This window comes from Streptomyces sp. NPDC005263 (assembly GCF_042872365.1).
GTDB lineage: Bacteria > Actinomycetota > Actinomycetes > Streptomycetales > Streptomycetaceae > Streptomyces.
The window spans coordinates 1-24369 of the sequence record NZ_JBIAKJ010000003.1; the positions used below are offsets into that span (position 1 = coordinate 1).

Consider the following 24369-nt stretch of genomic DNA (forward strand, 5'->3'; position numbering starts at 1 on the left):
GGAAGCACGGTAACGTGTGGAGGTGACCGGTACTAATAGGCCGAGGGCTTGTCCTCAGTTGCTCGCGTCCACTGTGTTGGTTCTGAAACCACGAACAGCCCCATACCAGGCCACGGTATGGTGTGGCATTGTTCGACAGTTTCATAGTGTTTCGGTGGTTTTAGCGTGAGGGAAACGCCCGGTTACATTTCGAACCCGGAAGCTAAGCCTTACAGCGCCGATGGTACTGCAGGGGGGACCCTGTGGGAGAGTAGGACGCCGCCGAACAATTTTTGGGAAAACCCCCGTGCCTTGGGCACGGGGGTTTTCTGCGTTCCAGGGACGGTTGACCACGTCCTCTATGGTCTTGGGCATGCGCTATGACCTTGTCATTTTCGACAACGATGGTGTCCTCGTCGACAGCGAGCCCATCTCCAACAAGCTCCTGGCCGGCTATCTGACCGAGCTCGGGCATACGACCTCGTACGAGGACTCCCTCCGCGACTACATGGGCTCCGCCATGCACCGCGTACACGATCTGGTGGAGGCACGGACCGGGCGGCGGCTACCGGAGGATTTCGACGATGTCTTCCATGGGCGGGTGTTCGCCGCGTTCGAGCGGGAGTTGGAGCCCGTGACGGGGGCTGTCGGGGTGCTGGAGAAGCTGGCCGCGGACGGAACGCCGTACTGCGTGGCGTCCTCCGGGAGCCACGAGCGGATTCGAGTGGGGCACCGGAAGACCGGACTGGACCGGTGGTTCGATGACGAGCGGATCTTCAGCTCGCAGGATGTGGGGCGGGGGAAGCCGGAGCCGGACCTCTTCCTCTACGCCGCCGAGCGGATGGGAGTCGAGCCCGCGCGGTGCGCGGTGGTGGAGGACAGTCCGCTGGGTGTGCGTGCGGCTGTCGCGGCCGGGATGGACGTGTACGGGTTCACCGCCATGACGCCTGCCGAGCGGCTTCAGGAGGCCACTCAACTCTTCTCGGACATGGGGGAGTTGCTTGACCTGCTGGTCTGACATTTGTCATGCCGAGGTCCGGACGATCGTTTCTATTGGCGTCGGCGGCTGCCCGGGAAGCTTGAAGCATGACGGAGACGCAGACGAAGACGATGGCGAAGTCGGACACCAAGACCAGGCGGAAGGCGTTTGTTCCGCTGATCATGGACGTGGCGGTGCCGGTCGGGTCGTACTACCTGTTCAAGGACGGGTTCGGGATGGGCACCGTGGCCGCGCTCGGCTGGAGCAGTGTGCTGCCGGCCGTGCGGACCGGATGGAGTGCCGTGAAGGACCGGACAGTCAACGGGCTTGCCGCGCTCATCCTGTTCGTGAACGTCGCCGGACTGCTGCTGGGGTTCGTCGCCGGTGATCCACGGCTGATGCTCGCCAAGGACAGCGGGGTCAGCAGCGTGGTGGGAATCGGGATCCTGGTGTCCGTGGCAATGGGGAAGCCGGTGATGACGGCCGGTATGAAGCCGTTACTGGTGAAGGGGGACCCGCGGCGGGAGGCCGCCTGGGCTCGGCTGCAGGGTGAGTCCGCCGCCTTCCGGCGCTTCGAGCGGGTCTTCTCCGTGGTGTGGGGTGTGGTGCTGCTCACGGAGTGCGTGGTGCGGGTCGTGGGCGCGTACACGGTGCCGGTGGACACCATGGTCTGGCTCGGGACCGTCATCATGATCGGCGCCATGGTTGTCGGCTTCCTCGCCGGCGGGGCCCTGGGTGCCGGGCCGATGGCGGCCATGCTCGAGCGGGAGTTGAAGTGTGAAGGCCAGGAGTGCTCGGACACCGTTCCGGTAACTGCTGGTGTCGCCGTCGCCCGGTGACGAATCAAAGCTGAGGGAAACTCATCTTTGGCTGGATCTACCCACGAGTACGCCGGGGCCCTACGCTCGCCGCCATGACAGATGTGCTGCGGCGCGGCAGGGCCTCGCTGGCGTTCAGCTTCTTCGCCCAGGGCGTGGCCTTTGCTCTGCTGGTGACGAGGATCCCGGCCATCCAGGACCGGTACGGGGTGTCCGACGCGCTGTTGCCCGCGTTCCTGGCGGCCGTGCCGATCCTCGCGGGGGTCGGGAGCGTGAGCACCGAGCAGTTGGTGAAGCGGATACCGCCCAGCCGGGTGCTGCGCTGGGCCCAGCCCGTCGTGCTCCTGGCGCTGCTCGGGGTGGGGGCGGGGGACGCGACGGTCGAGCTGGGTGTCTCGCTGGCCGCCTTCGGGCTCGCCGTGGGTGCGCTGGACGCGTCGATGAACATGCTCGGGGTGAGCCTGCAGCGGGCGTACGGGCGCAGCATCATGCTGAGTTTCCACGCCGTGTTCAGCCTGGGCGGGATTCTGGGAGCCTCGCTGGCGTGGGTGGGGGCGCACTGGCATCTGGCGTTGTGGGTGTCGTATCTGCCGGTGGTGGTCGTGCTGTTGCCGACCGTGCTGGTGGGAAGTCGGTGGTACGTCGACGGGTCCGGGGACGGCGATGCGGCGGGGGAGAAGGACGAGGGTGGGGCCCTCGCCTTCAAGCTGCTCCTGCCGCTGTGTCTGGTGATGTGTTTCGCGTACATCGGGGACTCGACGGTCTCCAACTGGAGCGCGAAGTATCTGCAGGACGTGCTGGGCAGCAGTGAGCAGCTGGCGACCGTGCCGTACAACGTGTACATGGTGACCACGCTGCTGGGGCGGGCCATCGGGGATCTCGGGGTGCGGCGGTTCGGGGCGGTCGCGGTCGTACGGGTGGGGGCGATGGTGGCGGCCGTCGGGTTCGCCGTGGTGGCGGTGGCGCCGGGGCCGTGGGTGGGGATGCTCGGGTTCACGTTGTTGGGGCTCGGGTTGTGTGTGCTGGTGCCGCAGACCTTCGCGGCGGCCGGCCGGCTGTTTCCGGGGGCGTCCGATGCGGCTGTCGCGCGGCTCAATGTCTTCAACTACGTGGGTTTCTTGATCGGTTCGCCGCTCGTGGGGGCGCTGGGGGACACCTGGAGCTACCGGGGGGCCATGCTCGTGCCGATGGTGTTGGTGCTGGTGACGCTCGTGTACGCCCGGTCGTTCGCCGCTCGACCGGACCGATACGGTGGCGGGCATGAGCGGCCGCGGACAGCTGATGTGGGACGAGGCAGTAACGGGCTATGACTTCGGTCCGGACCATCCGATGGATCCGGTTCGGCTTGCCCTGACCTGGAGGCTCGTTCAGGCCTTCGGGCTTGACCGGGAGATGGAGGTCGTGGCTGCCAAGCCGGCCGGGGAGTCGACGCTGCGGCTGGTGCATCGGGAGGACTACGTCGAGGCCGTGAAGGCGGCTTCGGCAGCGCCTCGGGCGGCCGACGGGTCGTACGGGCTGGGGACTCTGGACGATCCCGCGTTCGCCGGGATGCACGAGGTGTCCGCGCTGATCGCCGGGCAGTCGGTGGGGGCCGCGGAGGCCGTGTGGCGGGGGGACGCGCTGCACGCGGTGAACTTCTCCGGTGGGTTGCATCATGCGATGCCCGGGGGCGCGTCGGGGTTCTGCATCTACAACGACGCGGCGCTGGCGATCGCACGTCTGTTGGAGCTCGGGGCCGAGCGGGTGGCCTATGTGGATGTCGACGTGCATCACGGGGACGGGGTGCAGGCGGCGTTCTGGGAGGATCCGCGGGTTCTGACGGTCTCCCTGCATGAGCATCCGCGTACCTTGTTCCCGCAGACCGGGTGGCCGGAGGAGACCGGGGCGGAGCGTGCGGAGGGGTCGGCGGTGAATGTCGCGTTGCCGGCGGGGACCGGGGACGCGGGGTGGCTGCGGGCGTTCCACGCCGTGGTGCCTGAGGTGATCGCGGACTTTCGGCCTCAGGTGCTGGTGACCCAGCACGGGGCCGATACGCACTTCGAGGATCCGTTGGCGCACCTGGCCGTGTCGCTCGACGCGCAGCGGGCTGTGCAGGTTGCCTGTCATGACCTGGCGCATGAGTACGCCGAAGGGCGGTGGGTGGCGCTGGGTGGCGGCGGTTACGCGGTGGTGGACGTCGTGCCGCGGTCCTGGACGCATCTGGTGGGGATCGCGGCGGGGCGGCCGGTGTCGCCGGAGACGGTGATTCCGGAGTCGTGGCGGCAGGAGGTGTTCGCCCGGACCCGGCAGTTGGGGCCCGGGCGGATGACGGACGGGCGGTGGCCGGTGTCCTGGGCGGGGTGGGAGGAGGGGTACGACCCCGCGGACCGGGTGGACCAGGCGGTGATCGCTGCGCGGCGGGCGGTGTTTCCGTTGCGGGGGCTTTTGGCTTAGGCGCCCGAGGTTCTCGCCCCCGCCGCCCTTACCCGTCCCATCCCCGGGGCTGTGCCCCTGGACCCCGGCGGGGCTCCGTCCCCCCGGCGAATGATCCCCCCGGCCCCAGGCGCGGACTGGGTCCGTGAGCCCCAGGAGCCCGCCCCTCGACCCGGCGGCAGCTGCATCCGGGTCGGCCTCGGCGGGGGCTTGTTCGTGTGGCGTCGGGGGCCCGCGGGCGGGCTGTTACGTGGAGCTTGCTCTGCCCGCTGGGTGGGGCTGTCGGTGGTTGGGTTCTCGGGGTTACGCCGACCGTGGTGTGTTTTCTTGTTCGTGTCGTGAGGGTGGGGTTGGTGCGACAGCATCACTGGGGTGTTGAGCACTGGGGCGATGCGGGCTCATCTTCTGGCGGCTCGGTTGGCTGGGAGCGTGGCTACTTCGCGGGAGGAGAGTCTTCGGAGTTATCGGCTGTTCGCGGCTCGTGATCCTCGAGTTCTGATCGGGATTGATCCCGAATGGCCTTGGGGCGAGCGGGAATTGATCGAGTTGATGGCGGACAAGTGTGGGGTTTCGGCCGATCCGGGGCATACATCTGGTCATGATGTGATTGATCCGGAGCGGACGCTGGAGGCTCTGGATGCCTTCGCGGCGCGGCTCGCGGTGGCGGCCGAACGGGGCGGGCCCGTGCTGTTCGGCACCGGGCACCCGCATCGGCTGCTCGGTTTCTACGCCGCCTTGGCGGACGCGCTGTCGGCGGCTGGATGTGCCGTCCTCACCCCAGCGCAGGGTCACTCTGTCGACATAACGACCCAGTTCGGTCTACGTACGTACGACCTTGACTACGTACGAGGAGTCGCGTTGGTACGGGAACCCGACGCGTCGAACTCCGGTCGCCGGGCCGGCGCGCACACGCATTCACCACTCCCGGTTCGCACCGCGCTGACGGCGGCCGCCGATGCCGGCGGGCCGCTTCCCGAGCTCGTCATCGGGGACCACGGATGGGTCTGCGGGGCAGGTCAGCTGGGGTTTGAGGCCATCGGGCTGGCGGATACCGACGACCCGGCGCTGTTCGTGGGGGAGGCCGAGGGGGTGGTGTCTGTCGTCGTTCCACTTGATGACGCCGTGCGGGCTGCTCACTACCGGCCGGTCACCCGCTACGTACTCAATCGCGCGGCTCTGTCACAGTAGGCCGCCGATGGGTGCACCTCTTCCCCACTTGCATCACCCGCCCCTACATTGGGGAGTGAGCACGCAACGACGAAGAGTCACCGGAAGGGGAAGCCGGTGGCCGTCGAGTGCGGAAGGTTCAGGTGTGTCATGGCTGCAGCTGGCGAGAGGCCTCTGAACGAGGTTCAGTTCCTTACCGTGGCGGAAGTCGCCTCGGTGATGCGAGTGTCGAAGATGACCGTGTACCGGCTGGTGCACAGCGGTCATCTGCCCGCTATCCGGGTGGGGCGGTCCTTCCGCGTCCCCGAGCAAGCGGTTCACGAGTACCTCCGTGAGAGCTATGTGGGGGTGGAAACCGCCTGACGACGACGGGCCGGGGACGCCTCAGGGCAGGTCAGGGCCTCCCCGGCACCTCGATTACGACCTCAGCGCTCGGGCGGGTAGGCTAACCCCTCGTAGGTCGTATGGGCCCATGGCGCCCAGCACCGAGTGATGAGAAGTGAGCGAGGGTAGTCGTGGGCTCTGTTATCAAGAAGCGGCGCAAGCGGATGGCCAAGAAGAAGCACCGCAAGCTGCTCAAGCGCACGCGCGTTCAGCGTCGCAACAAGAAGTAAGCGACGCCGCGTAAGAAGCGTGTCTGTGGCCCCCCACCACACCGGTGGGGGGCCACACGCGTATCCGGACACCATGAGCCGGCGTTGTGCGGTACGCACGTCATCCACCTGGCTGGGACCGGCCGTACGTCTGTGTGTGCCGTCACGTGGCGCATCGGGCGGTCATCACAGCGCAACACCGACCCGCTAAGTTGGCCGTACACGGGGACTCGGCGGAGTACGAGGGTTGGAAGGAAGGCGCTGATCTTGGGCAATGTCGTGCTCGTGACCGGGGTGGCCCGTCAACTGGGGGGCCGGTTCGTACGACGAATCCAGCGTGACCCGCAGGTGGACCGGGTCATCGCCGTGGACGCGGTCCCGCCGGAGCACCATCTGGGCGGCGCCGACTTCATCCAGGCCGATCTGCGGCAGCCCACCATCGCGCGGGTGCTCGCGGAGACGGCCGCCGACACGGTCGTCCACCTGGACGTGACCGCGACCGCGCTCGGCAGCGGCAGCCGGACCTCGGTCAAGGAGACCAACGTCATCGGCACCATGCAGCTGCTCGGTGCCTGTCAGAAGTCCCCGACGGTCCAGCGGCTCGTGGTGAAGTCCAGCACGAACGTCTACGGGTCCGCGCCCCGGGACCCGGCCGTGTTCACCGAGACCACCTCGGCCAAGTCGCTGCCCAGCGGCGGGTTCGCCAAGGACACCGTCGAGGTCGAGGGATATGTGCGCGGGTTCGCCCGGCGGCGGCCCGACGTAGCGGTGTGCGTACTGCGGTTCGCCAACATCCTCGGCCCGACCGCGGACACCCCGCTCGCCTCGTACTTCTCGCTGCCGGCTCTGCCGACCGTGCTGGGCTACGACCCGCGACTGCAGTTCGTGCACGAGGACGACGTGATCGAGGTGCTGCGGATCTCCTCGCACGAGCCGGCGCGGGGCACGCTCAACAGCGGCACCTTCAACATCGCCGGCGATGGCGCGCTGCTGCTGTCGCAGTGCGCGCGGCGGCTCGGCCGACCCACCGTGCCCCTGCTGCTGCCCGCCGTCACCTGGGCGGGCTCGCTGGTGCGTACGCTGGGTATGACGGACTTCTCGCCCGAGCAGATCCGGCTGCTGACCCACGGCCGTGTCGTGTCGACGGTCCAGATGCGGGAGACCCTCGGGTTCCAGCCGAAGTACACGACGGCGGAGACCTTCGCGGACTTCGCGCGCAGCCGCGGCCCCGGACTCCTGCCGCCCGAGACCGTCGCCGGGGCTGTCGACCGGATCGCCGCCCTGCCCTTCGTGGGCAGCGGCCACCCCCCGGCGCAGAGCGCCAACTGAGGAGCGCATCAACGATGGCGGACGCCAAGGTCATCCCGTTCGACGACGACCGGTCCCGCGGGGGCGCCGCGCAGCGGCCGCCGCGGCGCCGGAGTGCGGGCAGTCGGCGCAACGGCACGGAATCTTCGCTGGTCCGCGAGGTCCAGCCCCTGCCGAGCAGGCCGCCCGCGCAGGATGATGTTCCTGTGACCGGTGAGGAACAGCCGCCTGAGCAGGCGCACGACGACAGTGGACCCGACGGCCTGGAAGCGCGTGTCGCGAAGGGACTCGCCTTTCTGCGCCGCCGCCTCACCGGTGACTACGAGGTCGACGACTTCGGCTACGACGAGGAGTTGACCGACCAGGTTCTGATGTCCCTGTTGCGGCCGGTGTACGAGAAGTACTTCCGGGTCGAGGTGAAGGGCGTCGAGAACATCCCGGCGAAGGGTGGCGCCCTGATCGTCGCCAACCACTCGGGGACGATCCCGCTGGACGGCCTGATGATGCAGGTCGCCGTCCACGACCACCACCCCGATGACCGTCATCTGCGCCTGCTGGCGGCGGACCTGGTCTTCATGCTGCCGGTGGTCAACGAACTGGCCCGCAAGCTCGGTCACACGCTGGCCTGCGCGGAGGACGCGGAACGGCTGCTGGCCAAGGGCGAGCTGGTCGGAGTGATGCCGGAGGGCTTCAAGGGCATCGGCAAGCCCTTCAGCGAGCGCTACAAGCTTCAGCGGTTCGGCCGCGGCGGTTTCGTCTCCACGGCGCTGCGGCAGGGCGCACCGATCATCCCCTGCTCCATCGTCGGGGCCGAGGAGATCTACCCGATGATCGGTAACGCCAAGACGCTGGCCCGCGTCCTGGGCTTCCCGTACTTCCCGCTCACGCCGACCTTCCCCTGGCTCGGTCCGCTGGGCGCGATCCCGCTGCCGACCAAGTGGACGATCCAGTTCGGCGAGCCGATCCGTACGGACGGTTATCCGCCGGAGGCCGCCGAGGACCCGATGCTGATGTTCAACCTGACCGACCAGGTCAGGGAGCAGATCCAGCACACGTTGTACAAACTGCTGGTGCAGCGGCGGTCGGTGTTCTTCTGAGGGCGGTTCTGCAGAGGCGCCCTCAGCGCGCGTACGACGATGGGGGCGCCCTCCTGAGAGGGGCGCCCCCATCGCCGTAAGGACCGCAGGGACAACCAGGGGCCCGGACCGCCGAGCTACTGGTCCTCTTCGCCGTCGATGCCCAGGCCGGGGAGCAGGCCGGGGAGCAGGGGCGGGAGGGTGACGTCCGGTTCGGTGGTGGGCGGGATGGTGGTGGACGGGGTGATGCTGCCGGTGTCCTTGGAGGGGTCCAGGAGACCGCCGGTGTTGCCGCCGAGCAGGCCTTCCTCGTCGCCGGTGGAGCCGGCCGACCCGCTGGGGCTGTGGCTGCCGGTACCGGTGCCGGTGCCTGAGCCGCTGTTGTCGGAGGAGCTGCTGCCGCCGCCGGTACGGGGCGCCGAGGAGTGGGCGGACCCGGACGAGGCGTCGGAGGACGCCGGTCCTGAGCCCTGCCGTCGTCCGTCGTCACCGTTGCCCCGGGCCGGGGGGCGGGGGAGGAGGGACTGCAGCGGGGCGACCTCGTCGTCTATGGCGTCGAAGACCGACGACACCTGCTGACTCACGTCACCGAGCTGCACCGGAAGCCTGTCGCGGAGCGCGCCCCAGGCGTCACGGTGCGAGCGGGAGAACGCGTCGAGGGCCTGGATGGGGCCCAGGGAGTCCGGGTCGTGGTGGTACGCCGCCGTCAGCAGGCGGTGGCCCTCGGACGCGTCGTGCTGCATGCCGGACAGGGCGCGGCGGATCTCGCCGAGGGACTCGTGGTCGAGATGGCCGCCGCGATCGCGCTCCATCAGTCGGCGGGCCTCGCTCAGGCGGGTGGAGGCCTGGTCGAGGTAGGCCACGCCACGTTCGTCGTCGCCCTCGGACAGGTGGTTGAGCTTGAAGTCCTCGATGCCCCGCTTGAGGCCGTACAGCGAATCACCGGGCAGGGCGTCCGAGCTGGCGGCCGCGATGCCCCCGAAGGCGCCCGCGGCCACTCCGACGCTGAGCCCGCCCGCGGCAAGGCCCTTGGCCAGGCGGGAACGCGGCCGGAACTTCCCCAGCGGACTCGCCCGGTGGGAGCCCCGCGCCCGAGTCGAACGCTGCTCGGGAACCGAAGCGTCCGTCGCCCCGTCGCCCGCCGCCGTGCCCTCCAGGAGCATGGCCTCCATGGCGGCCACGAGCTGGGCCCGTTGGACGACCTTGACCTCGGGATCCAGCTGTGGTCGGGGCAGCTCGCCGAGACACGCCGCGAGGGCCGCCAGACGGCCCTGCTCGGTCTGTTCCGCAGCAGCCGGGGACGGCGGGGGTCCTTCGGACTGCTCGGCCGCCGTGCCCAGGTCGGACTGCTCCTCCAGGACTTGGGCGAAGGCGTTCGCCCGCCGGTGCGCCGAAACGTTCGCGATCACAGGCGGCACCTCCTCTCGTCATGACGATCGGCTCCCCAGGGGGTCCTGAGGGTCGCACGCCCTGACCACAAGCACTCGATCGGGTGATCGAAGTCGGCCAGGGAGTGACCACAGGGAGCCTGCATCCCGCACAACGAGTGGCGCGGCACTTGGGTTACGGACGGCGGATGATCGGATCGGGGAGCCAACGGACTTTCACCCGCTGCGAGTTGAGGGTCACCGAGCGTGCGCTGTCAGTGCGCGTCGTCCGGGAGGAGCCGGGCGAGCGTGCGGACGGCCCGGTACTGGAGGGTCTTGATGGCCCCCTCGTTCTTGCCCATCACCCGGGCGGTCTCGGCGACGGACAGGCCCTGGAGGAACCGAAGGGTCACACACTCCTGCTGCTGTGGATTGAGCCGCCGTACGGCGTCGAGGAGCGCGGCGTTGGAGAGGGACTCCAGGACGGAGTCCTCGGGGGAGCGCTCGACCTCGTTGGCGTCGAGCATCTCTCCGGTGGTCACCTCGAGCCGGAAGCGGCTCGACTTGAAGTGGTCGGCGACCAGGTTGCGGGCGATCGTCACCAGCCAGGCGCCGAAGTCGCGGCCCTGCCAGGTGAAGGTGCCGATGCGGCGCAGGGCGCGCAGGAAGGTCTCGCTGGTGAGGTCCTCGGCGGTGGCTTTGCCTCCCACGCGGTAGTAGATGTACCGGTACACGGTGTCGCTGTACTGGTCGTAGAGGCGGCCGAACGCGTCGGACTCGCCGGCCTGGGCGCGTTCCACCAGGTCCATCATGCGGGCGCTGTCACTGTCCGCGGCGGGACGGCGGACGGGGGCGGCGCCATTCGAACGCCCTCGTCTGCCGACGGCGGCGCTCCCGTCGGCGAGTGCGTAGCACGGGCCGACGGGGGTAGTGGCAACGGCGAGGGCGGGGGCGGCGTACGCGGTGGGGACGAAGCCGCGCAACAGGTCTTGGACCGTTGCGCGCAGCGTAGCCAGGCCCGAGGCGTCAACCCCGACGTGTGGGTACACGGGACTCCCAGAGGCAGAGCTTCCAACACGTGCAGTGCGGAACCGTTCACCCGTCGTAGCGACGGAAGGGGATCCGGATTGCGTCTGAGGAGAATAACGCTTAGTGCAGGCCCTGTTACACGCAGTTGCTAAAATCATCGGTTACGTCGCTTCCGTAACCGATTGACGCCCGATCAAGTATCGGACCGTGATCGATTGCTGATCGAAATGGCCCGTATTAGGTCCCGGTCCGGGGCGTGTTGTGGCCGTGTGCAGCCAACGTGACTGGACAGCCGGGTGCGGGGGGACCGAGCTGGGACTCGGTCGTCAGCGACGCAGCTTGTGCAGGGCGATCGCCGTCAGCGACGGCGCTTGTGCAGGGCGATCGCCGCCGCCGTACCGCCCGCCACCGCGCCCACACCGGCCGCCGCCGGGATTCCGACCTTCGCCGCCTTGCGGCCCGTGCGGTAGTCGCGCAGGCGCCATTCCAGTTGACGGGCGTGCTTGCGGAGCTTGCTGTCCGGGTTGATCGCGTAGGGGTGGCCGACCAGGGACAGCATCGGGATGTCGTTGTGCGAGTCGCTGTAGGCCGCGCAGCGGGAGAGGTCCAGGCCCTCCGCCGCGGCCAGGGCGCGGACCGCCTCCGCCTTGGCGGGGCCGTGCAGGGGCTCGCCGACCAGCTTGCCCGTGTAGACGCCGTCGACCGACTCGGCGACCGTGCCGAGCGCGCCCGTCAGGCCGAGACGGCGGGCGATCACCTGGGCGATCTCCACCGGGGCCGCTGTGACCAGCCACACCCTCTGGCCCGCGTCGAGGTGTGCCTGCGCGAGGGCCCGGGTGCCCGGCCAGATGCGCTCGGCCATGTACTCGTCGTAGATCTCCTCGCCGATGGACTGCAGCTCGGCGACGCGGTGGCCCTTGACGATGGACAGCGCGGAGTCCCGGGCCTCCTGCATGTGCTCCGGGTCCTCGACGCCGGCCAGCCGGAACCACGCCTGCTGCCAGGCGAACTTCGCCAGGTCGCGGGTCTCGAAGAACTTCCGCTTGTACAGGCCCCGCCCGAAGTGGAACAGCGCGGCGCCCTGCATCACGGTGTTGTCCAGGTCGAAGAAGGCGGCGGCGTGTGCGTCGCCGTGCACCGGGAACTCCGGCTCCTCGCCGGAGACGTCCTGGGTGGACTTGCGCGCTGCCTCCGCCGAGGCCTCGCCGGCCAGCACGCTGCGTGCCGTGGCGGAGCGCCTACGGGGGGTGAGCCATCCGAGAGCGGCCATGGCGTGAGCATAGCCATTCTGTTCGGTGGTTCCGGAGTCGTGGGGTTTGGAGGCTGTGAACTCTCCGCGACTGTGCCGTTAAACAAGCGGGAGAATGGACGGCATGACTCCACTCTTCCGCCGTGGCGGACCCGCCCCGCAGGACCGGCTTGTGACGCTTATCCGGAAGCCAGGGTGCCATTTGTGTGACGACGCCCAGGTGATAGTGGAGAAGGTGTGTGACGAGCTCGGCGTTTCCTGGGAGCGGAAGGACATCACCGAGGACCCGCAGCTGCATGACCAGTACTGGGAGCAGGTTCCGGTCGTCCTCGTCGACGGCGAACAGCACACGTTCTGGCGTGTGAACGAGGAACGCCTTCGCAAAGCATTGGCTTAGGATCGACGACGAACAGGTCTCGGGGGCGGGGATCGTAGAGGAGAGTGGGCGGTTTTGCCCCCAGGAGAGAAGGAACGGCGGTGCGTGTGCGCCGGTTCCACGCCGGTGCGCCGGGGGCGCGTGACCCCGGTCACGTTGACCGGGCAAAACGGACACCATCTTTGTGCACGCGTTCACAAAGACATAGCCTGCTGTCGACGGGGCGGTCTGGGGACGTGTGACCGCCTGCAGCCCCGCTCTACCCGCAGGAGCACCGTGGCAACTGGCCGAACTCACCGACCGGCGACCCGCAGCCGAGGGATTCCCGAGGCCACCGTCGCCCGGCTTCCGCTGTATCTCCGCGCGCTGACCGGCCTCTCGGAGCGCTCGGTGCCCACGGTCTCCTCCGAGGAGCTCGCGGCCGCCGCCGGAGTGAACTCCGCGAAGCTGCGCAAGGACTTCTCGTACCTGGGTTCGTACGGCACCCGTGGTGTCGGCTACGACGTCGAGTATCTCGTCTACCAGATCTCCCGTGAGCTGGGGCTGACCCAGGACTGGCCGGTAGTGATCGTCGGTATCGGCAACCTCGGCGCTGCCCTGGCCAACTACGGCGGGTTCGCCTCCCGTGGATTCCGGGTCGCCGCGCTCATCGACGCCGACCCCGCGATGGCCGGGAAGCCGGTGGCCGGGATCCCCGTCCAGCACACCGACGAGCTCGAGAAGATCATCGACGACAACGGCGTGTCGATCGGCGTCATCGCCACGCCCGCCGGCGCCGCCCAGCAGGTCTGCGAACGACTCGTGGCCGCCGGGGTCACCTCCATCCTGAACTTCGCGCCGACCGTGCTGTCCGTGCCGGACGGTGTCGACGTGCGCAAGGTCGACCTCTCCATCGAGCTGCAGATCCTCGCCTTCCACGAGCAGCGCAAGGCCGGCGAGGAGGCCGCCGCCGCCGCCGCGGACGGCGCGATCCCGACCGCGGCCGCGCGCAAGGGCTCCGCCGGCAAGGGACCAGACGGGGACGTCCCCGCCGTGATGCCGGCATGAGTCTCCTCGTCGTCGGGCTGAGCCACCGCAGCGCCCCGGTCAGCGTGCTGGAACGGGCCGCGTTGAACGCGGACGCCCAGATCAAGCTGCTCCAGGACACGGTCGCCGCCGAACCGGCCGCCGAGGCCGCGGTGCTCGCCACCTGCAACCGCATCGAGCTGTACGCCGACGTGGACAAGTTCCACGCCGGTGTCGCCGAGCTGTCCACGCTGCTCGCCCAGCACAGCGGGGTCGGCCTGGAGGAGCTCACTCCCTACCTCTACGTGCACTACGAGGACCGGGCCGTCCACCACCTCTTCTCGGTGGCCTGCGGGCTCGACTCGATGGTCGTCGGCGAGGGGCAGATCCTCGGTCAGATAAAGACCGCGCTGGCGAAGGCCCAGGACCTGCACACCACCGGGCGACTCCTGAACGACCTGTTCCAGCAGGCCCTGCGGGTCGGCAAGCGCGCCCACTCCGAGACCGGCATCGACCGGGCCGGACAGTCCCTGGTCACCTTCGGACTGGAACAGCTGGCGTCCGGTACGGCGATCGAGACCTGGGCGCGGGGCAAGCGGGCGCTGGTCATCGGGGCCGGCTCGATGTCCTCGCTGGCGGCGGCCACGCTCGCCCGAGCCGGGGTCGCCGAGATCGTCGTCGCCAACCGCACCCCCGACCGCGCCGAGCGCCTCGCACAGATACTGGCCGAGGGCGACGACACGGACGTGCTGGCCCGCGCGGTCCCGATGGAATCGGTGCCGGTCGAGCTGACACGTGCTGATGTCGCCGTCTCCTGCACCGGGGCGACGGGGCTGGTGCTCTCGGCCGAGGCGATCGGGGACGCGGTGCGGGGGCGGGGGCCCGAGGGCGGCGGTGGTTCCGAGAGCGGAAGTGGTTCCGAGGGTGGAAGTGGTTCCGCTGGGGCGCACCTGTCGGGTGCGGGCCACCAGGCCACTGGATCCGGTGGGGCGACCGCTTCGGCCGCTCTGCCGCCCACCAGCCTCGGTGCCGAGGACGGCTGTCCGCTCGATCTGACCGCCGTACCGGCGACCGCCGGGTTCTCCGTGCTCGGCGAGGCCGCCGTGGCCGGGATGGCCGCCTCCGACCTGGAACAGCACGCCGCCTGGGTGGACAACGGCACCTCGCGTCATCAGAGCACCCCTCCCGCCGGCCTCGTCAGCACGCTCGACCCGGCCGAGGAGACGGACGCCATCGCCGCGCTCGCCGCCACCGCGGCCGTCATCGGGCGGGTGCCCGAGCGCCGCAAGCCCGAACCGGTCGCCGAGATCCCGCGCCCCGAGCCCACGCTCTTCCTGCTCGACCTCGCCATGCCGCGCGACATCGACGCGGCCGTGCACCGGCTGACCGGGGTGCGGCTGGTCGACATCGAGTCGCTGGCCGAGGCCTCCGCCGACGCCCCCATGGCGGCCGACGTCGACCAGGTCCGCCGTATCGTCGCCGACGAGGTCACGGCCTTCGGGGCGGCGCTGCGGGCCGCCCACATCACGCCGACCGTGGTCGCCCTGCGCACCATGGCCGCCGACGTGGTCGCCGGTGAGATAGCCCGGCTCGACGGCCGGCTGCCCGGGCTCGACGACAAGCAGCGCGGCGAGATCACACAGACCGTGAAGCGGGTGGTCGACAAGCTGTTGCACGCGCCGACCGTGCGGATCAAGCAGCTCGCGGCCGAACCCGGCGGCGCCGGATACGCGGACGCGCTGCGCACCCTGTTCGATCTCGACCCCGAGACGGTGGCCTCCGTCTCCCGCGCCGAGGACAGCACCGAGAACAACGGCAAGAACCGAGGGCCGGCATGAGTAGCAAGGCATTGAGGCTGGGGACCAGGCGCAGCAGGCTCGCCATGGCCCAGTCCGGGCAGGTGGCGAAAGCCGTGAGCCAGGTGACCGGACGGCCCGTCGAGCTCGTCGAGATCACCACGTACGGTGACACCTCGCGGGAGCAGCTCGCGCAGATCGGCGGCACGGGTGTCTTCGTGACCGCGTTGCGCGAGGCACTGCTCAAGGGCGAGATCGACCTGGCGGTTCATTCGCTGAAGGACCTCCCGACCGGGCAGCCCGACCAGCTCTCGCTGGCCGCCGTCCCGGCGCGCGAGGACCCGCGGGACGTCATAGTCGCCCGGGACGCGCTGAAGCTCACCGACCTGCCGCGCGGGGCCCGGATCGGTACGGGCTCACCACGGCGGATGGCCCAGCTGAACGCGTACGCCCGCGGCCACGGACTGGACATCGAGACGGTCCCCATCCGCGGCAACGTCGACACCCGCATCGGGTACGTCCAGGGCGGTGAGCTGGACGCCGTCGTCCTGGCCGCCGCCGGACTGAGCCGGATCGGCCGGATCGACGAGGTGACCGACTTCCTGTCGGTCGACACGGTTTTGCCCGCTCCCGGCCAGGGAGCACTAGCGATCGAGTGTGCCGCGGACAACGCGGGCCTGATCGCCGCGCTCGGTGAGCTCGACGACCCGTTCACACGGGTCGCCGTGAGCGCCGAACGGTCACTGCTCGCCGCCCTGGAGGCCGGCTGCAGCGCCCCTGTGGGTGCGCTGGCCGACCTGCTGGCCGACGGGCAGATTGTCAAAGAAATGCGCCTGCGCGGCGTCGTCGGCACGACCGACGGCTCGCGGATGGTGCAGCTGTCCACCACCGGTCCCGTGCCCGAGACGTACGACCAGGCAATGGCGCTCGGTCGCGAACTCGCTGCCGAGATGCTTGCCCAGGGCGCGGCCGGTCTGATGGGGGAGCGAGCACAGTGAGCCCCACCACTCTTCCCGCCGGTCCTGAACACGGGCACGTCACCTTCCTCGGTGCCGGACCCGGAGATCCGGGACTACTGACTCTGCGCGCCGTCGAGGCGCTGGCGAACGCGGACGTCCTCGTCGCCGAGCACGAAGTGCTCGACGTCGTACGCACGCATGCCAGGTCCGGTGTCGCCGTCGTGAACACGGACTCGGACCCCTTCGCGGGTCCGCATCCGGGCACAGGCGCGCCTCAACTGACGGTCGTTGACGGCGCGTCAACAACCGCTGGCAACCCCGCCGTGCGGGATGCCGCACATCTTGTCATGGAGGCCGCGCGGGGCGGCAGGCGGGTCGTCCGTGCGGTGACCGGGGACCCCGGGCTCGACACGTACGCCGCCGAGGAGATGCTGGCCTGCGCCGCCGCGGGGGTCCCGTTCGAGGTGGTGCCGGGTGTCGCCGCGGCCGTGGGCGTCCCCGCCTACGCCGGTGTGCCGCTGCGGGACGCCGAGGGTGCCGACGTTCGGTTCGTGGACGCGCGGACGGCTTCGGACCGGTGCTGGACGGAGGTGGGGGCGTCGGACGGGACGGTTGTCGTGTCGACGACTCTGGACTCCGTCGCGGTGGCCGCCGGCGAACTGGTGTCTGCCGGGCGCAAGCCCGATACCCCGTTGACGGTCACGGTCGCCGGTACGACCACCCGTCAGCGGACCTGGACGGCGACCCTGGGGACCATCGCCCAGACGCTGAAGCAGGCCAAGGTGCTGCCCTCCCCGGAGGGCGGCCGGCCGGTGATAGCCGTGGTCGGTGAGCGGTCCGCCGCGGCTCAGCGTGAGCAGCTCTCGTGGTTCGAGTCCAAGCCGCTGTTCGGGTGGCGGGTTCTCGTACCGCGTACGAAGGAGCAGTCGGCGTCGCTCTCCGACCAGTTGCGGTCCTACGGGGCCGTGCCGCACGAGGTGCCGACGATCGCTGTCGAGCCGCCGCGGACGCCGCAGCAGATGGAACGGGCGGTCAAGGGGCTCGTGACGGGCCGCTACGAGTGGATCGCCTTCACCTCCGTGAACGCCGTCAAGGCGGTGCGGGAGAAGTTCGAGGAGTACGGGCTCGATGCGCGGGCCTTCGCGGGGATCAAGGTCGCCGCGGTGGGGGAGCAGACCGCGAAGGCGCTGGTCGCGTTCGGGGTGAAGCCGGATCTGGTGCCGAGTGGGGAGCAGTCGGCGGCGGGGTTGCTGGAAGACTGGCCTCCGTACGACCCGGTGTTCGACCCGATCGACCGGGTGTTCCTGCCGCGTGCCGACATCGCCACGGAGACGCTGGTGGCGGGCCTCATCGAGCTCGGGTGGGAGGTCGACGACGTCACGGCCTACCGGACCGTGCGGGCCTCGCCTCCGCCTGCGGAGACTCGGGAGGCGATCAAGGGCGGTGGGTTCGACGCGGTTCTGTTCACGTCGTCGAGCACGGTGCGGAACCTGGTGGGTATCGCCGGTAAGCCGCACAACGTGACGGTCATCGCGTGTATCGGGCCGGCCACCGCCAAGACGGCTGAGGAACATGGTCTTCGGGTGGACGTGATGGCTCCCGAGCCGTCCGTGCACAGGCTGGCCGAGGCTCTTGCCGACTTCGGGCAGCGGCGGCGGGCCGCCGCGGTCGAGGCGGGGGATCCGGTGACTCGGCCCAGTGAGCGGCGGCCGGGGGCTCGGCGTCGGCGTACTACGACCTGACGTTTGGGTGCGTGTAGCGCCTGCGGTTCGGGGGTGGGTCGGGGGGGGGGGGGGGGGGGGGGGGGGGGGGGGGGGGGGGGGGGGGGGGGGGGGGGGGGGGGGGGGGGGGTGGGGGGGGGGGCGGGGGTGTCCGTCCTCGGAACGTCGCGGAATCGGTTTCTTGGGGAGGGAGCCGGTGTTGACGCGACAACCGCTGCGGGCGGACACCCCCGACCCGTCCCCTTCTCGCCGTACGCGGGTGCGGACGCCTCCTCCGGCCCGCCCCCTTCTCGCCGTGCGCGAGTGCGGCGGTCCGTTCCCTACGGTGCTGTGCGCGGGCTTGCCCGTCGTTGTGGTGTGTGTGGGGGGCTCCGACGGCTCGTCGGCAAAGGGGGTGCGGGGGCGGGCGTAGCGTGGTGGCATGACGACCTACGGATCCTTTCCCGGCACGCGGCCGCGTCGGCTGCGGACCACTCCCGTCATGCGGCGCATGGTCGCTGAGACCCGGCTGCATCCGGCCGACTTCATCCTCCCGGCCTTCGTGGTCGAAGGTGCCGCGGAGCCGGTGCCGATCCCCACGATGCCCGGCGTTGTTCAGCACACCCGGGACACACTGAAGAAGGCTGCCGCTGAGGCCGTGGCCGCCGGGGTCTCCGGGATCATGCTGTTCGGTGTGCCGGAGGAGTCGAAGAAGGACGCGGTCGGTACGCCGGGGACCGACCCGGACGGGATTTTGCAGGTCGCTCTTCGTGATGTGCGGGCCGAGGTCGGGGACGATCTGCTCGTCATGTCTGATCTGTGTCTCGATGAGACCACCGATCACGGGCACTGTGGGGTGCTGGACTCGGAAGGGCGTGTCGACAACGACGCGACCTTGGAGCGGTACGCCGAGATGGCCCAGGTGCAGGCCGACGCCGGGGCCCATGTGGTGGGGCCCAGCGGGATGATGGACGGGCAGATCGGGGTCGTCCGGGACGCCCTGGATCAGGTCGGGCGGGAGGACGTGGCGATCCTGGCCTATACGGCCAAGTACGCGTCGGCGTTCTACGGGCCCTTCCGGGAGGCCGTCGCCTCGTCGTTGAAGGGTGACCGGAAGACGTATCAGCAGGACCCGGCGAATGCGCGGGAGTCCCTGCGGGAGCTGGCCCTGGATCTGGAGGAGGGGGCCGACATGGTGATGGTCAAGCCCGCCGGGCCCTACCTGGACATCCTGGCGCGGGTCGCGGACGCCTCGGACGTGCCGGTTGCCGCGTACCAGATCTCCGGCGAGTACTCGATGATCGAGGCCGCCGCCGAGAAGGGCTGGATCGACCGGGACCGGGCCATCCTGGAGTCCCTCACCGGCATCAAGCGTGCGGGCGCGCAGAACATCCTGACGTACTGGGCCACCGAGGTCGCGCAGAAGCTGGGTTAGGCGGCCGGCGACGCGGCGCTGCGAGTGGGGCCCGGGTGAGGGGCGTGGGGGTGGGCACCTTCAAATGGCGTTGGGCGTTAGGTTGTTGACCTGTCTGGTGAAACGACTGGAGACGCCGATGTCCGGTGACGCCCTCAGCCACGATCCCGCCGAGCTGAGAAGGAGGATCGACACCACCAAGGCGCATCCGGCCCGCGTCTACGACGTCTTCCTCGGCGGCAAGGACAACTACCCCGTCGACCGGGACGCGGCCGCGGCCGCGCTCGCCGCCAATCCGCGCGGTTACCTCGACGTACGGCACAACCGCGACTTCCTGCGCCGGGCCGTCACGGAGCTGGCCCAGCGGGACGGCATCCGGCAGTTCCTCGACATCGGCACCGGGCTGCCCACCGCGGAGAACGTCCACCAGATCGCCCAGCGCGTCGCCCCGGAGTCACGGGTCGTCTACGTCGACAACGACCCCGTCGTGCTCGCGCACGCGCGCGCGTTGCTGACCAGCGGGCCCGACGGACTCACCGACTACATCGACGCCGACTTCAAGGACCCGGCGCAGATACTCGAACAGGCCGCGAAGACGCTGGACTTCGACCAGCCCGTCGCGCTGTGCCTGGTGGCGATCCTGCACTTCGTCGAGGACGAGAAGGCGTACCCGATCGTGCGGGAGCTCCTCGACGCGCTGCCGTCCGGCAGCCGGCTCGTCCTCAGCCATCTGACGGAGGACCTCAATCCCGAGAACATCCGCGCCGTCCAGCGGACGTACACCGAGCGCGGGTTCACCTTCGTGCTGCGGTCCGCGGCGGAGGTCGATCGGTTCTTCACCGACAACTCCCTGGAACTCGCCGCGCCGGGGGTCGTTCCCGCTCATCACTGGCGGCCGGATCACGCGGCGCCCGTGCCCAAGCAGCCGGAGGCGGCCTACCTGGCCACCCTCGACGACATCGAGAGAGTCCGCTACGCCGACATCGATGACGTCACGGACGCGGACATCAATGTGTATGCGGCGGTGGGGAGGAAGGGCTGAGGACAGGAGGAAGGGCTGAGGGCAATCGTCCTGACTGGGGGCGGATAGGGGCAGGTGGGGGGCGGGGGCCTGGGCTGGTGTCCGTATCGTGGAAAGCTGCTTGTAGGGGGCATGTAGGTGTTTAGGTTCGCGGGTATTAGTCGTTCCGCTGCCTGAGGAGCCGTGTTGTGACGGTCACCGATTCCGCGCCCATCGCCGCCCCTGTGCCGCCTCTCGCCGCCCGGGCCCGGGCGATCGGTGGTTCGCCGGTACGGGACATTCTTGCCGTCATCGCCAGGCCCGAGGTGATCAACTTCGCGGGTGGGCTGCCGGCGCCGGAGTTGTTCGACCAGGAGGGGATCGCGGCCGCGTTCCGGGACGTGCTCGACGAGGCGCCCGCGCGGGCCCTGCAGTACTCCACCACGGAGGGCGAGCCGGCGCTGCGGACCGCGCTCGCCGACCGTACATCGGCGCGGGGGCTGCCCACCGACGCCGATGACGTGCTGGTCACGACCGGTTCGCAGCAGGCGCTGTCCCTGCTCGCCACCGCGCTCCTGGAACCGGGGGACACGGTCCTGGTCGAAAGCCCCTGCTATCTGGCGGCACTTCAGGCCTTCGGCTTCGCGGGCGCGCGGATCGTGGCGGTGCCGGGGGACGCGGACGGGCTCGATCCGGCGGCGCTGGAGGAGCTGGTGGTGCGGGAGCGGCCCAAGTTGCTCTACACCGTGCCCACCTTCCAGAATCCGACCGGGCGGACGTTGTCGGCGGAGCGCCGGGCCGCGGTCGCGTCCGTCGCGGCGCGGCGGGGGCTGTGGGTCGTGGAGGACGATCCGTACGGCGAGCTGCGCTTCGAGGGCGAGCGGGTGCCGTGGATCGCCTCCCACGAGGCGGCTCGCGACCGGGTCGTCCTGCTCGGTTCCTTCTCCAAGGTGATGGCGCCGGGGCTGCGGCTCGGCTGGCTGCGGGCACCGGATGCGCTGCGGCGGGCCTGCGCCGTGGCCAAGCAGGCCGCGGATCTGCACACCCCCACCGTCAACCAGCTCGCGGCGGCACGGTACCTGGCCGACCGGGACCTGGACGCCCATGTCGTTCGGGTCGCGGGGGTCTACCGGGAGCGCCGGGACGCGATGCTCGCGGGGCTGGGGGAGGCGCTGCCGGACGGCTCCGACTGGACCCGTCCCGAGGGAGGCATGTTCGTCTGGGCGCGGTTGCCGGAGTCGTACGACACCACGGCTCTGCTGCCGCGCGTGGTGCGGCACGACGTGGCCTATGTGCCGGGCGCGCCCTTCTACGCCGGTGAGCCCGACCGCTTCACCCTGCGGCTGTGCTTCGTGACGCAGACGCCGGAGGAGATCGGGGAGGGGCTGCGGAGGCTGGGAGAGGGGCTGGGGGCAGCTCCACGCTGAGCTGGGGGCAGCCCAGGGTGAGCCAGGAGCAGCCCACGCTGGTCGGTCACTCCCAGCAGAAGTGCCATGTCGGCTGGTGGAGGATCTTTCGCTCGGCGTACTCGCGCGGGGTCGGGTCGCCGTCCTGCCAGAAGTTGTCGGGGCAGAACGCGAAGTGCTCGGCGGCGAGTGCCTCCGCGTCGGCGAGGGTCGTGGGCGGCGTGGCGACGGAGACCAGCAGGTGGTCGAAGCCGAGCGCCACGACGCGTATGCCGAATCGGTCCTCCCAGGAGCGGAGCACCGCGCACAGGCGGCCGGGGTCGTCCTCGTGGTTGGCCGGGCCCATCCAGCCGATCGCGGCCGGGACGTCGGCACTGCGGCGGGCCGGGACCAGGGCGAGCCGGGGATCGGAGCCGGCGTTCGCGAGGAGGGAGTCGGCTATGTGCGCCGCCACGGAGTCCGGGTCGGAGGAGGGGGAGGGGGAGAGGGTGGGGGAGGGGGTGGGGGTGGGGCGGTGGGTCAGGCCGGGCCAGGGGGTTGTGTCGGGTGCGCATGCGTGCCAGGAGTCGGTCAGGACCTCCTCGGGGTCGTGGTCTCCCGGGTACGAGCTGTCTGCCGGCGCCAACTGCCAGTCCTCCGGGCCGCCGTGGCCGCCGGCGACGTCGATGACGAGGGGAAGCAGGCCGGCCGTCCGTCGCGCCGGCTCCAGCGCGGTCCAGCCGCCGGGCTCGGCTCGCTGGTCCGCGCACCACAGCAACGGCTCGTGCCACGGGCCCGCGTCGGTCGTGTCGATCAGTCTCCCGGCGGGGAGTTCGAGCCCGAGGGACGCGCCGCGCGGGTCGTCCGCCAGCTTCGGCAGGAGGTTGGGAAGTGTCGCCATGTCGGTGACTGTAAGGGCAGCCACTGACACCGCGGCCCGCCCTCTCTTCGGGGGAGAGGGCGGGCCAGGGTGTGTCGTTACCGCTGGGTGGCTCAGAGCCGTTCCGGAGTCCTGATGCCCAGCAGGGCCATGCCCTGGTGCAGGGTGCGGGCCGTGAGGGCGCACAGGAACAGACGGTTCTCGACGTGGGCCGGGGTGTCGGCCTTGAGGACCGGGCACTTGTCGTAGAACGACGTGTACAGCGACGCCAGCTGGAACAGGTACGCGGCCAGTTTGTGCGGTGCGTACTCCGCGGCCGCCTCGAAGACCGTGTCGCCGAACGCGTCCAGGTGCAGTCCCAACGCCCGCTCGGCCGGGGCGAGTTCGAGCTCGGGGTGAGCGACCGGCTTCGTCTCGCCCGCCTTGCGCAGGATCGACTGGATCCGGGCGTACGCGTACTGCAGGTACACGCTCGTGTCGCCGTTCAGCGACACCATCTGGTCGAGGTCGAACTTGTAGTCCCGGTTCGGCGACGTCGACAGGTCCGCGTACTTCACGGCACCGATGCCGACCTGCGCGGCCCGCTCCTGGATCTCGTCCTCCGTGAGGTCCTGCGCCTTCTCCCGCACGACCTCGGCGGCCCGCTGCACCGCCTCGTCCAGCAGGTCCTCGAGCCGTACGGTCTCGCCCTCACGGGTCTTGAACGGCTTGCCGTCCGCGCCGAGCACCGTGCCGTAGCCCATGTTGTGCGCATGGACGTCGTCGCTCAGCCAGCCGGCCCGCCGGGCCGTCTCGAAGACCATCTTGAAGTGCAGGGACTGGCGTACGTCCACCACGTAGAGCAGCGTCGACGCGTGCAGGTCGAAGACCCGGTTGCGGATCGCGGAGAGGTCGGAGGCCGCGTAGCCGAAGCCGCCGTCCGCCTTCTGCACGATCAGCGGCACCGGCTGGTCGTCCTTGCCGCGGATCTCGTCGAAGAAGACGACGAGCGCGCCCTCGGAGCGCACGGCGACACCGGACTCCTCCAGCAGCCGCGCCGTCTGAGCCATCATGTCGTTGTACGCGGACTCGCCGACGATCTCCTCGTCGCGGATCTCCATGTCGAGCTTCTCGAAGACCGAGTAGAAGTAGACCTTCGACTCGTCCACGAACCGCTGCCACAGGTCCAGCGTCTCCTTGTCACCCGACTGCAGGGCGACGACCCTCTTGCGGGCCCGCTCCTTGAACTCCTCGTCGGAGTCGAAGACCGCGCGCGACGCCTTGTACACCCGGTTCAGGTTGCTCATCGCCTGATCGCCGTCGACGTCGGCCGCCGGGGCCAGCTCGCCGGGGTTCTCGATCAGGTACTGGATGAGCATGCCGAACTGGGTGCCCCAGTCGCCGATGTGGTGCCGGCCGATCGTCTTCTCGCCGGTGAAGTCGAGCATGCCGCGCAGGGCGTCGCCGATGACCGCCGACCGCAGGTGGCCGACGTGCATCTCCTTCGCCACGTTCGGCTGGGCGTAGTCGATGACCGTGGTGCCCGCGTTCTCCTTCAGCGGCACACCGAGGCGCTCGCCGTCCGCGTACCGCGCGGCCAGGATCTCGATGATCGCCCGGTCCGAGAGCGTGATGTTCAGGAAACCGGGCCCGGAGACCTCGATGTCCTTGATCAGGTCACCGGTGACCACCTCGGAGACGACCTGCGTCGCCAGCTCCCGCGGGTTGGCCTTCGCCTTCTTGGCGAGGGCCAGGATCCCGTTGGCCTGGTAGTCGGCCCGGTCGCTTCGGCGCAGCAGCGGGTCGGCGGCACCGGCCTCCGGCAGGGCTGCCGAGAGAGCCGTCGCGAGGTGCTGCTGGACGGAATCGCTGAGGGACGTGACCGGGGCCATAGGAGT

The 24369-nt window shown here is 70.0% G+C and carries 22 protein-coding genes and 1 rRNA gene; 18 read left to right on the forward strand and 5 right to left on the reverse strand.

The window, feature by feature from the left end:
* The first annotated feature begins 150 nt into the window (after positions 1–150).
* From rrf to ACFYRY_RS13590, 10 genes are all read left to right on the forward strand, one after another.
* A 5S ribosomal RNA gene (rrf, locus tag ACFYRY_RS13545) occupies positions 151–267 on the forward strand.
* 85 nt (positions 268–352) lie between these two features.
* A complete protein-coding gene (locus ACFYRY_RS13550; protein ID WP_389143796.1) occupies positions 353–997 on the forward strand; it encodes an HAD family hydrolase in 645 nt (214 codons plus the stop codon).
* 68 nt (positions 998–1065) lie between these two features.
* A complete protein-coding gene (locus tag ACFYRY_RS13555; protein WP_389143799.1) occupies positions 1066–1797 on the forward strand; it encodes a VC0807 family protein in 732 nt (243 codons plus the stop codon).
* 74 nt (positions 1798–1871) lie between these two features.
* Positions 1872–3086 carry an MFS transporter gene (locus ACFYRY_RS13560; protein WP_389143802.1) on the forward strand — a complete coding sequence of 405 codons (1215 nt, stop codon included), beginning with the start codon at positions 1872–1874 and terminating at the stop codon, positions 3084–3086.
* The gene (locus ACFYRY_RS13565) at positions 3037–4209 is read left to right on the forward strand and encodes an acetoin utilization protein AcuC (RefSeq protein ID WP_389143805.1); all 1173 of its coding nucleotides are present in this window, start codon (positions 3037–3039) and stop codon (positions 4207–4209) included. Before ACFYRY_RS13560 ends, ACFYRY_RS13565 begins: the two co-directional genes overlap by 50 nt.
* 351 nt (positions 4210–4560) lie before the next feature.
* Positions 4561–5376, forward strand: a complete 816-nt coding sequence (locus ACFYRY_RS13570; protein ID WP_389143807.1) for a phosphatase — start codon at positions 4561–4563, stop codon at positions 5374–5376.
* 129 nt (positions 5377–5505) lie between these two features.
* Positions 5506–5718 carry a helix-turn-helix domain-containing protein gene (locus tag ACFYRY_RS13575; RefSeq protein WP_004984898.1) on the forward strand — a complete coding sequence of 71 codons (213 nt, stop codon included), beginning with the start codon at positions 5506–5508 and terminating at the stop codon, positions 5716–5718.
* 152 nt (positions 5719–5870) lie between these two features.
* Positions 5871–5969, forward strand: a complete 99-nt coding sequence (locus tag ACFYRY_RS13580) for a 30S ribosomal protein bS22 (protein WP_003948845.1) — start codon at positions 5871–5873, stop codon at positions 5967–5969.
* Positions 5970–6215: 246 nt separating this feature from the next.
* Positions 6216–7277, forward strand: coding sequence for an NAD-dependent epimerase/dehydratase family protein (locus tag ACFYRY_RS13585; protein WP_389143810.1), 1062 nt, complete (start codon positions 6216–6218; stop codon positions 7275–7277).
* Positions 7278–7291: 14 nt separating this feature from the next.
* Positions 7292–8353 carry a lysophospholipid acyltransferase family protein gene (locus ACFYRY_RS13590; protein WP_389143813.1) on the forward strand — a complete coding sequence of 354 codons (1062 nt, stop codon included), beginning with the start codon at positions 7292–7294 and terminating at the stop codon, positions 8351–8353.
* A gap of 116 nt (positions 8354–8469) precedes the next feature.
* On the opposite strand, the gene ACFYRY_RS13595 is transcribed toward ACFYRY_RS13590, so the two are convergent.
* The 3 genes from ACFYRY_RS13595 to ACFYRY_RS13605 form a co-directional block, all read right to left on the reverse strand.
* Positions 8470–9741, reverse strand: coding sequence for a DUF5667 domain-containing protein (locus tag ACFYRY_RS13595; RefSeq protein WP_389143816.1), 1272 nt, complete (start codon positions 9739–9741; stop codon positions 8470–8472).
* A gap of 233 nt (positions 9742–9974) precedes the next feature.
* The gene (locus ACFYRY_RS13600; protein ID WP_389143819.1) at positions 9975–10748 is read right to left on the reverse strand and encodes an ECF subfamily RNA polymerase sigma factor, BldN family; all 774 of its coding nucleotides are present in this window, start codon (positions 10746–10748) and stop codon (positions 9975–9977) included.
* 338 nt (positions 10749–11086) lie between these two features.
* Entirely contained in the window at positions 11087–11998 is a 912-nt protein-coding gene (locus ACFYRY_RS13605; protein WP_389143822.1) for an HAD family hydrolase, read from the reverse strand.
* A 103-nt stretch (positions 11999–12101) separates the two neighbouring features.
* Between ACFYRY_RS13605 and ACFYRY_RS13610 the strand changes: the two genes are divergently transcribed.
* The 8 genes from ACFYRY_RS13610 (at position 12102) to ACFYRY_RS13645 (ending at position 21654) form a co-directional block, all read left to right on the forward strand.
* On the forward strand, positions 12102–12374 hold the full coding sequence (locus ACFYRY_RS13610; protein ID WP_389143825.1) for a glutaredoxin family protein: 273 nt from the start codon (positions 12102–12104) through the stop codon (positions 12372–12374).
* Positions 12375–12629: 255 nt separating this feature from the next.
* Positions 12630–13400: a redox-sensing transcriptional repressor Rex gene (locus ACFYRY_RS13615; protein ID WP_389143828.1), complete on the forward strand. Its 771-nt coding sequence runs from the start codon at positions 12630–12632 to the stop codon at positions 13398–13400.
* Entirely contained in the window at positions 13397–15196 is a 1800-nt protein-coding gene (locus ACFYRY_RS13620) for a glutamyl-tRNA reductase (protein ID WP_389143831.1), read from the forward strand. The genes ACFYRY_RS13615 and ACFYRY_RS13620 overlap by 4 nt, the downstream gene beginning before the upstream one ends.
* On the forward strand, positions 15193–16152 hold the full coding sequence (gene hemC / locus ACFYRY_RS13625; protein WP_389143834.1) for a hydroxymethylbilane synthase: 960 nt from the start codon (positions 15193–15195) through the stop codon (positions 16150–16152). Before ACFYRY_RS13620 ends, hemC begins: the two co-directional genes overlap by 4 nt.
* Positions 16149–17855: a uroporphyrinogen-III synthase gene (locus ACFYRY_RS13630; protein WP_389143837.1), complete on the forward strand. Its 1707-nt coding sequence runs from the start codon at positions 16149–16151 to the stop codon at positions 17853–17855. The genes hemC and ACFYRY_RS13630 overlap by 4 nt, the downstream gene beginning before the upstream one ends.
* Before the next feature lie 400 nt (positions 17856–18255).
* On the forward strand, positions 18256–19248 hold the full coding sequence (hemB, locus tag ACFYRY_RS13635; protein WP_389143840.1) for a porphobilinogen synthase: 993 nt from the start codon (positions 18256–18258) through the stop codon (positions 19246–19248).
* 118 nt (positions 19249–19366) lie between these two features.
* The gene (locus ACFYRY_RS13640; RefSeq protein ID WP_389143843.1) at positions 19367–20269 is read left to right on the forward strand and encodes an SAM-dependent methyltransferase; all 903 of its coding nucleotides are present in this window, start codon (positions 19367–19369) and stop codon (positions 20267–20269) included.
* Positions 20270–20436: 167 nt separating this feature from the next.
* Positions 20437–21654 (forward strand): PLP-dependent aminotransferase family protein, encoded by a 1218-nt coding sequence (locus tag ACFYRY_RS13645; protein WP_389143846.1) that lies wholly within the window; start codon positions 20437–20439, stop codon positions 21652–21654.
* A 46-nt stretch (positions 21655–21700) separates the two neighbouring features.
* Here ACFYRY_RS13645 and ACFYRY_RS13650 read toward each other — a convergent pair whose 3' ends face one another.
* Together ACFYRY_RS13650 and argS are read right to left on the reverse strand one after the other, a co-directional pair.
* Positions 21701–22513, reverse strand: a complete 813-nt coding sequence (locus ACFYRY_RS13650) for a DUF4253 domain-containing protein (protein WP_389143849.1) — start codon at positions 22511–22513, stop codon at positions 21701–21703.
* A gap of 92 nt (positions 22514–22605) precedes the next feature.
* Positions 22606–24363 carry an arginine--tRNA ligase gene (gene argS / locus ACFYRY_RS13655; protein ID WP_389143852.1) on the reverse strand — a complete coding sequence of 586 codons (1758 nt, stop codon included), beginning with the start codon at positions 24361–24363 and terminating at the stop codon, positions 22606–22608.
* Between the last annotated feature and the right edge of the window lie 6 nt (positions 24364–24369).

Bases quoted from the DNA above. Each gene is read 5' to 3' on its own strand.
- ACFYRY_RS13565 (WP_389143805.1), top strand. From the start codon at position 3,037: ATGAGCGGCCGCGGACAGCTGATGTGGGACGAGGCAGTAACGGGCTAT.
- ACFYRY_RS13610 (WP_389143825.1), top strand. From the start codon at position 12,102: ATGACTCCACTCTTCCGCCGTGGCGGACCCGCCCCGCAGGACCGGCTT.
- ACFYRY_RS13590 (WP_389143813.1), top strand. From the start codon at position 7,292: ATGGCGGACGCCAAGGTCATCCCGTTCGACGACGACCGGTCCCGCGGG.
- ACFYRY_RS13650 (WP_389143849.1), bottom strand. From the start codon at position 22,513: ATGGCGACACTTCCCAACCTCCTGCCGAAGCTGGCGGACGACCCGCGC.
- ACFYRY_RS13620 (WP_389143831.1), top strand. From the start codon at position 13,397: ATGAGTCTCCTCGTCGTCGGGCTGAGCCACCGCAGCGCCCCGGTCAGC.
- ACFYRY_RS13575 (WP_004984898.1), top strand. From the start codon at position 5,506: ATGGCTGCAGCTGGCGAGAGGCCTCTGAACGAGGTTCAGTTCCTTACC.
- ACFYRY_RS13555 (WP_389143799.1), top strand. From the start codon at position 1,066: ATGACGGAGACGCAGACGAAGACGATGGCGAAGTCGGACACCAAGACC.
- ACFYRY_RS13640 (WP_389143843.1), top strand. From the start codon at position 19,367: ATGTCCGGTGACGCCCTCAGCCACGATCCCGCCGAGCTGAGAAGGAGG.
- ACFYRY_RS13550 (WP_389143796.1), top strand. From the start codon at position 353: ATGCGCTATGACCTTGTCATTTTCGACAACGATGGTGTCCTCGTCGAC.
- hemB (WP_389143840.1), top strand. From the start codon at position 18,256: ATGACGACCTACGGATCCTTTCCCGGCACGCGGCCGCGTCGGCTGCGG.
- ACFYRY_RS13605 (WP_389143822.1), bottom strand. From the start codon at position 11,998: ATGGCCGCTCTCGGATGGCTCACCCCCCGTAGGCGCTCCGCCACGGCA.
- ACFYRY_RS13560 (WP_389143802.1), top strand. From the start codon at position 1,872: ATGACAGATGTGCTGCGGCGCGGCAGGGCCTCGCTGGCGTTCAGCTTC.
- hemC (WP_389143834.1), top strand. From the start codon at position 15,193: ATGAGTAGCAAGGCATTGAGGCTGGGGACCAGGCGCAGCAGGCTCGCC.
- argS (WP_389143852.1), bottom strand. From the start codon at position 24,363: ATGGCCCCGGTCACGTCCCTCAGCGATTCCGTCCAGCAGCACCTCGCG.